The sequence below is a fragment of the Conexibacter woesei DSM 14684 genome (assembly GCF_000025265.1).
Classification (GTDB): Bacteria; Actinomycetota; Thermoleophilia; order Solirubrobacterales; family Solirubrobacteraceae; genus Conexibacter; species Conexibacter woesei.
Genome location: NC_013739.1, coordinates 5,780,237 through 5,794,240, shown reverse-complemented (window position 1 = coordinate 5,794,240; position 14,004 = coordinate 5,780,237). Strand labels below are relative to the sequence as shown.

Genomic DNA, 14,004 nt, shown 5'->3' with positions numbered 1-14,004 from the left:
GAGCGCCGGTCCGCGGAGGAGGGCGCCGCGCCGATACCCTCGACGTCGCATGGCCGACCTGCCCGGAACCGAGCACCACCCGAACGCGCGCGCGACGCTCGGTGCGGCGCTGGCGCCCGGCGGGCGCCCGTCGCACGCGTACCTCTTCCACGGGCCGTCAGGCAGCGGCAAGCGCGTCGCCGCGCGCGCCTTCGCCTCCGCGCTGCTGGCGGAGGGGTCGGCCGACCCCGACAGCGCGCGCACGCGCGTCGAGCACGGCACGCACCCAGACCTGACGTGGGTGACGCCGAGCGGCGCGCACGAGATGCTCGTCGGCGACATCGAGGAGCCGGTCGTCGCCGCCGCGGCGATGACGCCGTTCGAATCGGCGCGGCGGGTGTTCGTGATCGAGCGCGCCGACACGCTGATCGACCAGGCCGCCAACAAGATGCTCAAGACGCTGGAGGAGCCGGCGCCGTTCGTCCACCTCGTGCTGTTGACCGACCGGCTCGCCGAGGTCCTGCCGACGATCCGCTCGCGCTGCCAGCTGGTGCGGTTCGACGCGCTCACCGACGAGCAGCTCGCCGAGCGCGTCGGCCGCCACGGCGTCGCGCCCGAGCAGGCGCGCGCGGTCGCGCGGCTTGCGCTCGGCGACGGCGCCCGCGCACTGGAGCTGGCGCTCGGCGACGGGCCGGCGCTGCGGGCGGGCGGCGAGCGCTTCGCGCGCGCGGCGCTGGCGGGCGAGGTCGGCGGCAGCAGACCGTGGACCGAGCTGCTGGCGGTCAAGAGACGCCGCGGCGAGGAGGCGGTCGCGGAGCTGGAGGCGAAGCTCGCCGACGAGCTGGAGGTCGTCTCCAGAAGAGAGCGCAAGCGGCTGGAGAACGAGTACGCCGAGCGGATCCGGCGCACGAGACGGCGCGTCGAGACGGGCGCGCTCGACCTCGGGCTGCAGCTCTCGTCGCTGTGGCTGCGCGACGCTGCCTGCGTCGCGTGGGGCACGCCTGAGCTGGTCCACCACACCGACCGCACGGACGTGCTCGCGCAGGACGCTGACGGGCGCGACCCGCAGCGGCTTCGCGCCGGCGTCGAGCTGATCGAGGAGACACGCCGGCGGCTCAGAAGCAACGTCACCGAGGAGCTCGCGCTCGAAGCGCTGGCGTACCGGCTGGAAGCGCTGCTGAGCCAGCGCTAGCTGGTCCCGTCCGGCCAGTGGCCGTGACGGTCGTAGAACTCGCGCGCCTGCTCCTCCAGCGAGCGCTCTCTGTTGCTCTTGATGCTGATGCGGAAGAGGACGTTGAGCATCAGCACGATCACGGCGGTGCCGACGAGCATCACGCCGAGCCCGCCCCACCTGTCCGCGCGGGTCTCGAGCAGGTAGACGCCGACGATCGTCAGCAGGAGCGGCAGGCCGTAGCGCACCGCGGGAGTGATCAGGCGCATCGCGACTGAGGATGTCAGGTGCCGTGACCTGATACAAACCTGCCCAGAGTGTCACAACGCACGGTTGAGGACGATGCCCTGCTCGACGCGGCGCGCGCATGCGTGCTGGCGGTCGGCGTACGCCGCACGACGGTGACGGACGTCGCGCGCCGCGCGGCCGTCAGCCGGATGACGCTCTACCGCCGCTTCCCGGACGTGACGTCGCTGATCCAGGCACTGATGACGCGCGAGTTCTCGGCGATCATCGGCGAGGTCGACGCGCAGGCCGGGCAGCTGCCGACCGCGCGCGAGCGGCTCGTCGAAGGCGCCGTCGGCGGCGCCGACCGGCTCACGCGCAACCCGCTCTTCCTGCGCATCGTCGACGTCGACCCCGAGCTGCTGCTGCCGTACGTCACGACGCGCCTGGGCAGCTTCCAGCACGCCGTCGTCAGCGCCTTCGAGGAGCGCGTGCGCGAGGGCGTCGAGGACGGCTCGATCGCCGCCGCCGACCCGGCGATCGTCGCCCGCTCGATCGAGCTGGCGCTGCGCGGCTTCGTGCTGCAGACGCTCGCCGAGGGCGCAGAGGCCGCCCGCGAGCCGGAGCTGACGGAGCTGCGCCGGCTGCTCGACCGCTACCTGGCGCCATGATGCGCTGGTGGGGCTGGGGCGAGGACGGGCACGACGAGCCGCTGCCGCCCGGCGCGCAGGCGCTGCTGCGCGCGGAGGTCGGCGAGCTCGGACCGCGGCGCGACCACGTCGCGCTCGACGACGTGGCGCTGCCGGAGGCGCGCCTGCCGGCGGAGCTGCGCGAGCGGCTCGTCGCGATCGTCGGCGCCGAGCACCTGCGCGACGACCGGATCACACGCGTCCGGCACGCCGCGGGCCGCGGCTACGCCGACCTCGTGCGGCTGCGCGCCGGGACGCTCGCCGGCGCGCCCGACGCGGTCGCCTTCCCCGCCTCCGCCGAGCAGGTCGCCGCGCTGCTGCGCGCCTGCTCGGAGGCGCGCGTCGCCGTTGTCCCGTTCGGCGGCGGCACGAGCGTCGTCGGCGGCGTCGAGCCGCTGCGTGGTGACTGCGCCGCCGTTCTGACGCTGTCGCTCGCGCGCCTCGACAAGCTGGTCGCGGTCGACGCGGCGTCGCTGACCGCGACGTTCGAGGCTGGCATGCTCGGCCCAGCGCTGGAGGACGCGCTGCGCGAGCACGGCCTCACGCTCGGTCACTTCCCGCAGTCGTTCGAGCACTCGACCGTCGGCGGCTGGGTCGCGACGCGCTCGGCCGGGCAGGCGTCGACCGGCTACGGGCGGATCGACGCGCTCGTCGTCGGGCTCAGAGCGGTCACACCGAGCGGCGAGATCGCGACGCGGACGCTGCCGGCGTCGGCCGCCGGCCCGAGCCTGCGCGAGCTGCTGGTCGGCTCCGAGGGAGCGCTCGGCGTGATCGTCGAGGTGACGCTGCGCGTCCGGCCGCGCCCCGCGGTGCGCCGCTACGAGGCGTTCTCGCTGCCGTCGTTCGAGGCCGGCGCCGACGCCTTCCGCGCGCTCGTGCAGGCCGGTGCGGCGCCGGACGTCTCACGCCTCTCCGACGAGCAGGAGACGCGCGTCTCGCTCGCGCTCGCCGGCGGCGACACGCTGCAGGCCAAGGCGCTGCGCGGGTACCTGAGCGCGCGCGGGCACGCACGTCCGTGCCTCTCGATCTGCGGCTGGGAAGGCGCCTCGGAGCACGACGTCCGCGCGCGCCGAACCGCGGCGGTGCGAGTGCTGCGGGCACACGGCGCCGTCGCGCTGGGGACCGGGATCGGCGGCGCATGGGAGCACGGCCGCTACCACGCGCCATACCTGCGCGACGAGCTGCTCGCGCACGGCGTGCTGGTCGAGACGCTGGAGACGGCGGCGACGTGGAGCGGTCTCGGCGCGCTCTACGACGCGGTCGGCGCGGCGATCGACGGCGCGCTGCGCGAGCGCGGCACGGCGCCGGTCGTGTGGTGCCACGTCTCGCACCTGTACCGCGCCGGCGCCTCGCTCTACTTCACGTTCGCGGCGCGCCAGCAGGAGGGCGCGGAGCTGGAGCAGTGGCACGCGGCGAAGGCGGCGGCGAACGACGCGATCGTCGCGCACGGCGGCACGCTCTCGCACCACCACGCGATCGGGCGCGACCACGCCGCCTGGCTGCCCGGCGAGGTCGGCCCGCTCGGAGTCGCGCTGCTGCGAGCGGCGAAGGCGACGCTCGACCCGGTGGGCGTGATGAACCCGGGCAAGCTGCTCGACCCCGCGCCGCTCCCCGGCGCGCCCGCTGCGTAACGGCTAGCCGGCCGCCATCGGCCGCACGGTGATCTCGCCCTTCTCGCAGACCGGGCCCATCTTCCACGGCAGCACGAGGAATCTCGTCGCGTTCGGCGGCGTGACCTCGATCCGCGCCGGGTTCGGCTCGCACGCTCTGTTCTGCGGCTCGCCGCTGCCGGCGATCGCGCCCCAGCGCCACTGCGAGACGGCGCGGCCGCCGGGCGCGAGCACGACCGTCTTCGGGCTGCGCGAGCGGTCGCGGACGATGTTCGTCGGCAGGTCGCGGTTTCTGGCGTTGAGCAGCTGCGCGCCGGGGTAGCCGAAGAGGCTGCAGCGCGAGCGCGACGTGTTCGTCAGCACGAGCGTGGCAGTGCGGCTGCCGGCGCCTGCGGAGGCGTTCTTGAACGCTCCGTCGAGCTGGTCGACGGCGCAGCGGGGCGTTGCCGCGACGGCGCTGCCGGGCAGCAGCGCGGTGACGCCGGCGGCGGCCACGGCCGCCGCCAGCGTGGGGAGGACGGTGCGCCGCACACGGCGCACCGAGATGATCGAAGACATGGCGAGTGAGTTTCACTCTTCGACGGTGAATCCTCCCTCCAGGCCGCCGACGGAGCTGGACGACACCCACACGCGGAAGCGGCCCGGCTCGACGGTGAAGTCGCCGCGCGCGTCGATCAGCCCGAGGTCGTCGCGGTCGAGTCTGAACGTGACCCGTCTGGACTCCCCGGGCTGCAGCGTCACGCGCTCGAAGCCGCGCAGCGCTCTCAGCGGCCGCGTGACGCTCGCGACCTCGTCGCGCACGTAGAGCTGCACGACCTCGTCGCCGGCGCGACGGCCGCTGTTGCGCACGTCCGCGCTCACCGTGACCTCGCCGTCGGGCGCGATCGCGCCGGGTGAGACGCCGATGTTCGACAGCGCGAACGTCGTGTAGCTGAGCCCGTGGCCGAACGGATACTGCGGCGTGACGTCGACGTCGAGGTACTTCGACGTGTACTTGTTCGCCGGGTCGGGCGGGCGGCCCGTCGGCTTCTGGTCGTAGTGAATCGGGATCTGGCCGACGTTGCGCGGGAACGTCACGGGCAGCTTGCCGCCGGGGTTGACGTCGCCGAACAGCACGTCGGTGACGGCGCGGCCGGCCTCGGTGCCGGGATACCACGCCTCGACGATCGCGGGCGCTCTTCTCGCCGCCCAGTCGAGCGTCAGCGGGCGCCCGTTCATCAGCACGACGACGTACGGCTTGCCGGTCGCGTGGATCGCTCTCAGCAGCTGCAGCTGTCTGCCGGGCAGGCCGATCTCGCTGCGCGAGGACGCCTCGCCGCTCCACGCCGCCGGCTCGCCGAGCACGACGACGGCGGCCTGCGAGCCGCGCACCGCGGCGACCGCGTTGCCGAAGCCGCCGCTCGCGGCGCATGGCGCGTCGCAGCCCGGCGCGTAGCGGACGTTGCGTCTGCCGAGCAGCTCCTCCATGCTCTCGCGCACGGTCACCGCGTCGGCGGCCTTGCCGTCGCCGATCCAGGTGCCGAGCATGTCCTCCTTCGAGTCCGCCAGCGGTCCGACGACCGCGACGCGGCGCAGGTTCTCAGGCAGCGGCAGCGCGCCGCCGTCGTTCTTGAGCAGGACCATCGAGCGCGCGGCGATCCGGCGCGCCTCGCGCCGGTGCGCGGGGTCGTTCAGCACGGCGGCCTCTCTGGACTCGTCGACGTACGGCTCGTCGAACAGGCCGAGGCGGTACTTCAGCCGCAGCACGTGGCGCACGGCGTCGTCCACCGTCGTCTCCGAGAGACGCCCGTCGGCGACGAGTCTGGCGCCGTTCTCGGCGATCGTTCTGGAGACCATCTCGATGTCGGTGCCGGCGTTGAGCGCCAGCTGCGCAGCGTCGGCGTCGTCGGCGGCGACGCCGTGCGGGATCAGCTCTCTGATCGAGGTGTAGTCGCTGACGACCGCGCCGTCGAAGCCCCATTCGTCGCGCAGCACGTCTCTCAGCACGAACGGGTTCGCGGTCGCGGGCACGCCGTTGATCTCGTTGAAGGAGGTCATGAAAGAAGCGACGCCGGCGTCGACCGCGGCTCTGAACGGCGGGAAGTACAGCTCGCGCAGCCGCCGCTCGGAGGTGTCGACTGTGTTGTAGTCGCGGCCGGCCTCGGCGCCGCCGTAGGCGACCCAGTGCTTGGCGGTCGCGGCGACGCGGTCGGGTCTGGAGTAGTCCTCGCCCTGGAAGCCGCGCACGCGCGCGGCGGAGAACGAGGAGCCGAGGAACGCGTCCTCGCCGGCGCCCTCGACGACGCGGCCCCAACGCGGGTCGCGGGTGACGTCGACCATCGGCGCGAAGGTCCAGTGGACGCCGGCGGCGCGTGCCTCGCGCGCGGCGATCGCGGCGGAGGACTCGGCCGCCTGCGTGTCCCAGCTGCTCGCCTCGGCGAGCGGGACGGGGAAGACGGTGCGGTAGCCGTGGATCACGTCGAAGCCGAACAGCAGCGGGATTCTCAGCGCCGATTGCTCCAGCGCGACTCTCTGCGCGGCGTTCGTGTTGGCGGCGCCGCGGCCGTTGAGCGTCGAGCCGAGGCGGCCGGCTCGCACGAGCGCCAGCTGGTCGTCTCTCAGTCTTCCGCTCGGGAAGTCGGCGTCGAGCTGCTGCAGCTGGCCGAGCTTCTGCTCCAGCGTCATTCTCGACAGCCAGTCGTCGATCTTCGCCTCGACGTCGGCGTTGGGATCCTGCGCGGTGGCGCGTTCGGCCGCTCGCGGGGCGAGCAGGAACGCGAGCGCTACGAGCGCCGCGAGCACGGCGACGAGCGCGATCCGCTGGATGGCGGACACGTGACGGGACATGTGGCGATTCCTCCGGTTGGCGCGCCGTCCGTAGCGCTCCGGTCCCCGCCGGAGTTACTTCCCGGTGCGGGCTGTCCCAAACGCCTCTTCGGCAGCCGCGAGCGCCGCGTCGCGCCGCTCGGGGACGAGCCCGAGGCGGGTGCGGCGGTCGAGCAGGTCGGCAGGCGTGAGCGCCAGCTCGTGCTCGACGGCGAAGCGCAGCTCGGCGCGAGAGACGGGCACGTCCGGCGCGATCGGCGCAAGGTCCTCGGGCCGCTGCGCGAGCGCGGCGACGCGCGCGGCCTCGGCGCCGTAGCGGCGCACCAGCGGCGGCGGCAGCTCGCCCGCGGCGGGCGCCTCGGCGGGTGGCACGGCGCCGACGAGCGGCAGGCGACGGGTCACGCACGGGCCGGCGGCGAGCGTGTCGCCGGCCAGCTCGACGACGCGGTCGACGGCGTCCTGCGCCATCCGGCGGGCGGTCGTGAGCTTGCCGCCGACGACGGTCACGACGCCGTCGTGGTCGAGCACGGCGTGGCGGCGCGAGAGGTCGGCGGTCGCATCGTCGTCCGCGGCGGCGAGCAGCGGCCGCAGGCCGGCGTAGCGGCCGACGACGTCGGCAGAGGTGAGCGGCCGCTCGAGCACGCGGCTGACCGTTTCGAGCATCGTGCGCTCCTCTGCGCCGTCGACCGGAGGAGCGGCGGGGATCGGCCCGTCGGGGTCGTAGGGCTCGTCGGTCAGGCCGATCAGGACGAGCCCGTCGGGGCGCGGGATCGCGAAGACGAAGCGCGAGCCGTCGCTGTCAGGCAGCGGCGCGCTGACGCCGGCGCGCGGCTCGCCGAGGCGTTCGGAGCGGACGAGCAGATGGGCGCCCTTGCTGGGGCGGAGCGCGACGCCGCCGGTCAGCCCGCCGGCCCACACGCCCGCAGCGTTGACGACGTGGCGGGCCGTGATCTCGACGCGCGCGCCGCTGCGCTCGTCGACCGCGATCGCGCCATCGGCGCAGAGCTGCTCGACGCGCGTGTACGTGAGGATCCGCGCGCCGTGCGCGGCGGCGGTGCGGGCGACCGCGAGCACGAGCCGCGCGTCGTCCTCGATCTGGCCGTCCCAGTGGAGGATCGCGCCGCGCATCCCGCGCTCGTCGACGGCGGGCGCGAGGCGACGGGCCTCCTCGGTCGAGATCCGCCGCATCGGCGGCAGACGGCGGCGGCTGGTGCCGGCGGCGGCGCGCAGCCGGTCGCCGATGCGGATGCCGGTCTCCAGCTTCGTTCCGGCGGCGCGCCCGACGTGGTCGCCGAGCGGGATCAGCAGCGGCAGCGCGCGCACGAGGTGCGGGGCGCTGACGTCCATCAGCACCGCGCGCTCCGCCGCCGACTCCCACGCGAGCGCGAAGTCGAGGTGCGCGAGGTAGCGCAGCCCGCCGTGCGCGAGCTTGCTGCTCCAGCGGCTCGTGCCGTTCGCGAGGTCGGCCTGCTCGACGAGCGCGACGTCGAGCCCCCGGCTCGCGGCGTCGAGCGCCACCCACGCGCCGGTGATCCCGCCGCCGACGACGAGCACGTCGACCGCCTCCCCGCCGCCCGCGAGCGCCTCCAGCTCAGCCGCCCGCCGCGCCTCGTTCAGCGAGTCCGACCCCCGTGCCTCCGGCACCTCTCTGCGACGAAGTGACATCACAAGTCCAACTGTAACATTGCCGTCGACCCCGCCGCCTCGGTTCGTCGGCTACGATGTTCGCCCCGGCGGTCGCTGCGCCAGGGACCTTGCCGACGTAGCTCAGCTGGTAGAGCACTTCACTCGTAATGAAGGGGTCAGCGGTTCGAATCCGCTCGTCGGCTCTCTAGGAAAGCCCCGTGATGACGGGGCTTTGTCGTTCTGGGGTGTTGCCGACCGCCTACTCGCTGACCGCGTCGAACGTCAGCTGACCGGCCATCGGGTCATCGGCCGGGGCCGGCTCGAGCGTGCGGCGCTCGGCGTCGAACGCCTGCAGTCTGGCGATCTTGCGCTCCTTGGCCGTCAGCTGGCGTTCGAGTCTGTCGACCTTGCCGTGCAGGCGGGCGCGCTCGGCGTCGAGCCTGTCGACGTGCGCGAGCGCGCCGCCGATCGCCTCGACCAGCTCGCTGCCGGCGGCATGGCGCGCCGCACGCTCGCGCTGGCGGCTCGCGGCAGCGGCGCTCTCTCGCCGCCGCGCCTGCTCGGCGAGCTGGATCAGCCCGTACGCCGCGCCGCCGCCGACGACGAGGCCGGCGGCGACTGCTGCGAAGCCGAGCGACAGCACGCCCGTCAGCCCGCCGAGCGCAGCGAGCAGGAGACCGCCGAGAAGCGTGCCGAGGACGGGCGGGAGCGCGCGCTCGACGGCGCTGGGAGCGGAGACAGGGGCGGTGTCGTCGACCGTGGCGAATCGCTCGGCGGCGGCGCTCAGATCGTTCAGGGGCGCGTCGGACATGCGCCGCATCGTACGCGGCCGGCCGGAGGACGCACGCTCATGCGTGGAGGGCGTCGAGGCGCTGCGCGAGGCGGCTGTGGCGGCGGCCGGCGTCGGTCGTGCGCGCAGCGCGGGCGACCATGTCCGGCGTGCCGACGATCACCGTCGCGACGGTCGAGCGGGTGATCGCGGTGTAGAGCATCTCGCGGCGCAGGAAGCGGCCACCCGCCGCCGGGTGCGCGACGACGATCGCGATCGGCAGCTCGATCCCCTGCCCGCGGTGGACCGAGCAGGCGTAGGCGAGCTGCAGCTGGCCGACCTCGGTCGCGGGGATCTGAACGACCGCGCCGCCGTCGACGCCGACGAGCACGCCCCCGGCCTCTCTCGCGCCTCTCGCGTCTCTGGCGTCCTCGTCCTCCGACGATCCGCCCCCGACTTCGTCCAGCAGCCGCAGCAGCGTCCCGTTCATCACGCCCAGCTCGTGCAGGTTGCGGCCGACGAGCATCAGCTTGTCGCCGACCCGCAGGCGGCCGTTGCCGATCTCGCGCCCCGCCGGGTTGAGCGCCGCCCGCAGCGATCTGTTGAGCGCGTCGATCCCCAGCTCGCCGCGGTAGATCGGCGCGAACACCTGGATGTCGGCGTTCGGGTCGACGCCGTAGTGCTGCGGCAGCCGCTCGCTCACGAGCGAGACGATCTCCTCGCGTGCCGCCACCGGATCCGGCCGCGCGATGAAGAAGAGGTCATGGCGCATCTCCTCCGCGCGCACGAACGACGGCGGGTTGCCGACGCGGATCGCGTGCGCGCCCTGGACGATCATCGAACCGGCCGCCTGGCGGAAGATGTGCTGCAGCCGCGCGGTCGGCACCCGTCCGGAGGCGACCAGCTCGGCGAACGGCTTGCCGGCGCCGACGGGCGCGAGCTGATCGGCGTCGCCGACGAGCACGACGTGCGTCCCCGGGCCGATCGCGCGCAGCAGCGTCACGAGCAGCTCGAGGTTCGCCATCGACGTCTCGTCGACGATCACGAGGTCGCATCTCAGCGGCGTGTCCTCGTCGTGCACGGGGCCTTCGCCGGGGATCCATCCGAGCGCCGAGTGGACGGTCGAGGCGTCGAGCCCCGTCGCCTCGGTCATCCGCAGCGCGGCGCGTCCGGTCGGCGCGACGAGCATCGTGCGCGCTCGCTGGTCGCGCGCGATCTGGCCGATCATGCGGATGCTCGCCGTCTTGCCGGTGCCCGGCCCGCCCGTGACGACCGACAGCCGGTGGACGAACGCGCCGCGCACGCCCGCCCACTGCTCAGCGGTCAGCTCGACGCCGTCGGCACCCGCGTCGGGCGGCTCGACCGGGTCGCTCAGCTTGTCCGAGCCGTCGCCGTCGAGCAGTGCCGTCACGCGTTCGGCCAGCTCGCGCTCCAGTCGCGCCGTCTCGGCGCGATAGACCCACACCGCCTCGTCGTCCTGCTCGGTCTCGACGTCGCCGCCCTCCTCCAGCTCGGCGAGGAACGCCGCCGGGGGCGGCGCCTGCGCGCTCAGCAGCTCGCGCGTGCGCAGCAGCAGCGCGGCCGCCGGCTGGCAGGTGGAGCCGTCCCGCTCGCCCTCGCCGAGCGCGTGCAGGATCGCCGCGCGCGTGCGCGCCGGGCTCTCCAGCGGCGCGCCGAGGCCGTGCGCGATCGCGTCGGCGGTGACGAAGCCGACCCCGAAGACGCTCGTCAGGTCGTACGGCCGCTCGCGCACGACGCGGTGGGCGCGGTCGCCGTAGTGCTGGTGGATCCTGCTCGCGAGATGGGCGAGCCCGTGCGGCGCCAGCAGCAGGTGCAGTCCGCGCGTCGCGCGCAGCGCGTCCCACGAGCGCGTCGCCTCGGTGGCACGCTGGGGCGTGAGCCCTGCGCGCGTGAAGGCGCCGCGCGGGTCCTCGTCGATCGCGTTCAGCACCTCGGCGCCGAACGCCTGCTGGAGCGCGGCCGCGCGGCGCGGGCCGACGTGGCGGACTCTGCGCAGGTAGGCGAGCACGGCGGCGTCGTCCGCGAGCGCGACGGGATGCGCCTCGCGGACTCTCACCTGCGGGCCGTAGCGCGGGTCGATCACCCACGTGCCGGCGACGGCGGCACGCTCACCCTGCTCCAAGTGGACGAGCGGCCCGACGAGCGCGATCCGCTCGCCGTCCCATTCGCCGTCGAGGACGGCGAAGCCGCTCTCCTCGTTCGCGAAGCGCTGGCCCTTGACGACGACCTCGCCGGCGAACGCGGCGCCGTCGGCGGGCGGCCAGGTGGCGAGCTGCGGAGCCATCGGCAGCCAGCGTAGTCGCTCGTTCGCGTCGCATGAGCCCACGCGACGCGCGTCTCTCCGTCGGCGTGCCTGAGAAGATGGGCGCGTGGCCGCAGACACAGAGCGGACGTGGGGAGGCCGGACGCTGGAGGACCGGCGCGCGACGCGGCGCGCGCAGCTGCTCGACGCCGGCTACGAGCTGCTCGGCACGCGCGGCGCGTCGAGCGTCACGGTCCGCGGCGTCTGTCGCGCGGCACAGCTGACCGAGCGCTACTTCTATGAGAGCTTCGCCGACCGCGACGCGCTGATCGTCGCCGTCCACGCGCGCGCCGCGGACGAAGCGCGCGAGGCACTGGCAGCGGCGGTGACGGCGGTGCCGGCCGACCCGCTCACGCGCGCGACCGCCGCGGTCGAGGCGTTCGTCGACCTGCTGCAGGACGACCCGCGCCGCGGCCGCGTGCTGCTGACCGAGGCGTTCGCCGACGAGGCGCTGACGAGAAGCGGCATCGACCTGATGCCGAGCTTCGCCGCGCTGCTGGTCGAGCAGATCCACGCCGCGTTCGGCGACGACGGGCCCGACGAGGTCGACGCGCAGCTGACCTCGGTCGCGCTCGTCGGCGCGCTCGCCCACCTCTTCGTCGGCTGGCTCGACGGGACGCTGCCCGTCACGCGCGAGCGGCTCGTCGCACACGTCGTCGGCTTGATCCTCGGCGCGGCGCCGGTCAGCTCGCGCACCGCCTGACCGGTTCGCTTTTGACACGCCGCGTTGTCAGTCCTACTCTGACAACGCATGATGTCACTCACGCAGACGGACGTGGAGCCAGCAAGGGCGACCGAGCGGGCCGGTGACGACATCCGTCCCGCCCCACTTGGCCCGGACTCGCTGACGTGGGAGCTGTTCGGCGACCTGCGCGCGCTGCTGATGGTCGGTCGCGCCGGCATCCTCCAGAACATGCACCCGGCGATCGCGGCCGGCGTCGAGCAGCACTCCGACTACGACTCGAACCCTTGGAACCGCCTGTTGCGCTCGATCGAGCCGATCCTCGGCGTCGTCTACGACGGCGCGCAGGCGCCCGCGACCGGCGCGACCGTGCGCGACTTCCACCGCGAGATCAAGGGCCGCGACGCCCATGGTGCCCGCTACCACGCGCTCCAGCCCGACGTCTACTACTGGGCGCACGCGACCTTCTTCGAGTCGCAGATCGTCATCCGCGAGCTGTTCGGCGTACCGCTGACCGCCGGCGAGCAGGAGCGGCTCTACGACGAGTCGATCGCCTGGTACGCCCAGTACGGCCTGACGATGCGCCCGGTCCCGCCCGACTATGCGTCGTTCCGCCGCTACTGGGACCGGACGCTCGCGGACGTGCTGGCGCAGAGCGAGCCGGTGCGCTGGTCGCTGGACCCTGCGCGGCGGCGCGACATCCCGCGGCCGTACGAGTGGATCCCGCGGCCGCTGTGGCGGGCGCTGCGCCCGCTTGTGATGGGCGGCTCGATGTGGGTCGCGGCGGGCACGCTCCCGCCTCTGGCCCGCGAGCGGCTCGGGCTCGCGTGGACCGCGCGCGACGAGCGACGGCTGCGTCTGCTCGCACGCGTCGTGAGAGCGTCCTTCCGCCTCGTCCCGCACGACCTGCGCTACATGCCGCGGGCACGGCGCGCATGGCGGCGGGAACGGCGCGCGGGCGTGGCCGGCTAGACTCGTTGCACACGCAACGACTTTGGAGACCGCCGATGACCGCATCGCCGAGCGCAGCGCAGTTCCCGAGAGAGTCCGACAGCAGCGGAGCATTCGTCCGGCAGCAGAGCCGCTTCCGCGAGTGGGTCACCGCCGACGGCTCCAGCGGGTACCCCGCCGCGCCGGGCCGCTACCACCTGTACGTCTCGCTCGCCTGCCCGTGGGCGTCACGGACGTTGATCTGGCGGCAGCTGAAGGGGCTGCGGGACGTCATCGGCGTGACGGTCGTCGACCCGGTGCGCGACGAGGAGGGCTGGCGCTTCACCGAGGAGGAGCCCGACCCGGTCAACGGCTTCCGCTACCTGTCGGAGGCGTACACCCGCAGCGATCCGGAGTTCGACGGCCGCGTGACGGTGCCCGTCCTGTGGGACAAGGAGACCGGCCGGATCGTCAACAACGAGAGCGCCGAGATCGTGCGGATGCTCAACTCGGCGTGGGACGAGTGGGGCGACAAGACGGTCGACCTCTACCCCGAGGCGTTGCGCGACGAGATCGACGCGATCAACGAGCGCGTCTACGAGACGGTCAACAACGGCGTCTACCGCGCCGGCTTCGCGACGACGCAGCGGGCGTACGAGCGCGCGTTCGACGCGCTGTTCGCGACGCTCGACTGGCTCGACGAGCGGCTGTCGACCCGTCGCTTCCTGCTCGGCGAGCAGATCACCGAGGCCGACTGGCGCCTGTTCGTGACGCTCGTCCGCTTCGACGCGGTCTACGTCGGCCACTTCAAGTGCAACCTGCGGCGGATCGACGACTACGCGCACCTCTCCGGCTACCTGCGCAACCTCTACCAGCAGCCCGGGATCGCGGCGACGGTCGACTTCGACCACATCAAGCGCCACTACTACATGACGCACCCCCAGCTCAACCCGACGCGGATCGTGCCGAAGGGCCCCGAGCTCGACCTCGACCGCCCGCACGGGCGCGACCGGATCCGCTGACGCTCCCGGAGAAAAAGGTGGCCGGCCGCGCCAGGGGGAGCGCGACCGGCCGGGGAGCCACGCGGGGCGGCGTGGCCCGTGACGACCTCGGGGGAGAAGCCGTCACGCTTTGAAATCCCTCGACTGCGACGACGCTCGCCGCAGAAGCTGCCCACAGTGTCGCGCGTTTCGAG

The 14,004-nt window shown here is 73.8% G+C and carries 12 protein-coding genes and 1 tRNA gene; 7 read left to right on the top strand and 6 right to left on the bottom strand.

What is annotated here, in order from left to right:
* Positions 1-49 precede the first annotated feature (49 nt).
* Positions 50-1,171, top strand: coding sequence for a DNA polymerase III subunit (locus CWOE_RS31590; RefSeq protein ID WP_012936872.1), 1,122 nt, complete (start codon positions 50-52; stop codon positions 1,169-1,171).
* Here the strand turns inward: CWOE_RS31590 and CWOE_RS27195 are convergent.
* Positions 1,168-1,419 carry a hypothetical protein gene (locus tag CWOE_RS27195; RefSeq protein ID WP_012936871.1) on the bottom strand — a complete coding sequence of 84 codons (252 nt, stop codon included), beginning with the start codon at positions 1,417-1,419 and terminating at the stop codon, positions 1,168-1,170. The genes CWOE_RS31590 and CWOE_RS27195 overlap by 4 nt on opposite strands.
* Before the next feature lie 48 nt (positions 1,420-1,467).
* Here CWOE_RS27195 and CWOE_RS27190 point away from each other — a divergent pair, with 48 nt between their 5' ends.
* A complete protein-coding gene (locus CWOE_RS27190) occupies positions 1,468-2,046 on the top strand; it encodes a TetR/AcrR family transcriptional regulator (protein ID WP_012936870.1) in 579 nt (192 codons plus the stop codon).
* Complete coding sequence (locus tag CWOE_RS27185) at positions 2,043-3,695, top strand: FAD-binding oxidoreductase (protein WP_012936869.1); 1,653 nt, start codon at positions 2,043-2,045, stop codon at positions 3,693-3,695. The genes CWOE_RS27190 and CWOE_RS27185 overlap by 4 nt, the downstream gene beginning before the upstream one ends.
* Before the next feature lie 3 nt (positions 3,696-3,698).
* On the opposite strand, the gene CWOE_RS31585 is transcribed toward CWOE_RS27185, so the two are convergent.
* The 3 genes from CWOE_RS31585 to CWOE_RS27170 are packed head-to-tail and all read right to left on the bottom strand — an operon-like array spanning position 3,699 to position 8,144.
* Positions 3,699-4,232 (bottom strand): DUF4232 domain-containing protein, encoded by a 534-nt coding sequence (locus CWOE_RS31585; protein WP_012936868.1) that lies wholly within the window; start codon positions 4,230-4,232, stop codon positions 3,699-3,701.
* A gap of 12 nt (positions 4,233-4,244) precedes the next feature.
* Positions 4,245-6,500 (bottom strand): glycoside hydrolase family 3 N-terminal domain-containing protein, encoded by a 2,256-nt coding sequence (locus CWOE_RS27175; RefSeq protein WP_012936867.1) that lies wholly within the window; start codon positions 6,498-6,500, stop codon positions 4,245-4,247.
* A 54-nt stretch (positions 6,501-6,554) separates the two neighbouring features.
* Positions 6,555-8,144 carry a glycerol-3-phosphate dehydrogenase/oxidase gene (locus CWOE_RS27170; protein WP_012936866.1) on the bottom strand — a complete coding sequence of 530 codons (1,590 nt, stop codon included), beginning with the start codon at positions 8,142-8,144 and terminating at the stop codon, positions 6,555-6,557.
* Between the two features lie 91 nt (positions 8,145-8,235).
* Here CWOE_RS27170 and CWOE_RS27165 point away from each other — a divergent pair.
* Positions 8,236-8,308, top strand: a tRNA-Thr gene (locus CWOE_RS27165).
* A 56-nt stretch (positions 8,309-8,364) separates the two neighbouring features.
* Here CWOE_RS27165 and CWOE_RS27160 read toward each other — a convergent pair.
* Positions 8,365-8,916, bottom strand: a complete 552-nt coding sequence (locus CWOE_RS27160; RefSeq protein WP_041731066.1) for a hypothetical protein — start codon at positions 8,914-8,916, stop codon at positions 8,365-8,367.
* A 37-nt stretch (positions 8,917-8,953) separates the two neighbouring features.
* Positions 8,954-11,179 carry an SF1B family DNA helicase RecD2 gene (gene recD2, locus CWOE_RS27155; protein ID WP_012936864.1) on the bottom strand — a complete coding sequence of 742 codons (2,226 nt, stop codon included), beginning with the start codon at positions 11,177-11,179 and terminating at the stop codon, positions 8,954-8,956.
* An 85-nt stretch (positions 11,180-11,264) separates the two neighbouring features.
* On the opposite strand from recD2, the gene CWOE_RS27150 reads away from it, so the two are divergent.
* The 3 genes from CWOE_RS27150 (at position 11,265) to CWOE_RS27140 (ending at position 13,831) form a co-directional block, all read left to right on the top strand.
* A complete protein-coding gene (locus CWOE_RS27150; protein WP_012936863.1) occupies positions 11,265-11,900 on the top strand; it encodes a TetR/AcrR family transcriptional regulator in 636 nt (211 codons plus the stop codon).
* A gap of 72 nt (positions 11,901-11,972) precedes the next feature.
* Positions 11,973-12,851: an oxygenase MpaB family protein gene (locus CWOE_RS27145; RefSeq protein ID WP_160165572.1), complete on the top strand. Its 879-nt coding sequence runs from the start codon at positions 11,973-11,975 to the stop codon at positions 12,849-12,851.
* Between the two features lie 35 nt (positions 12,852-12,886).
* On the top strand, positions 12,887-13,831 hold the full coding sequence (locus tag CWOE_RS27140; RefSeq protein WP_012936861.1) for a glutathione S-transferase family protein: 945 nt from the start codon (positions 12,887-12,889) through the stop codon (positions 13,829-13,831).
* Positions 13,832-14,004 lie beyond the last annotated feature (173 nt).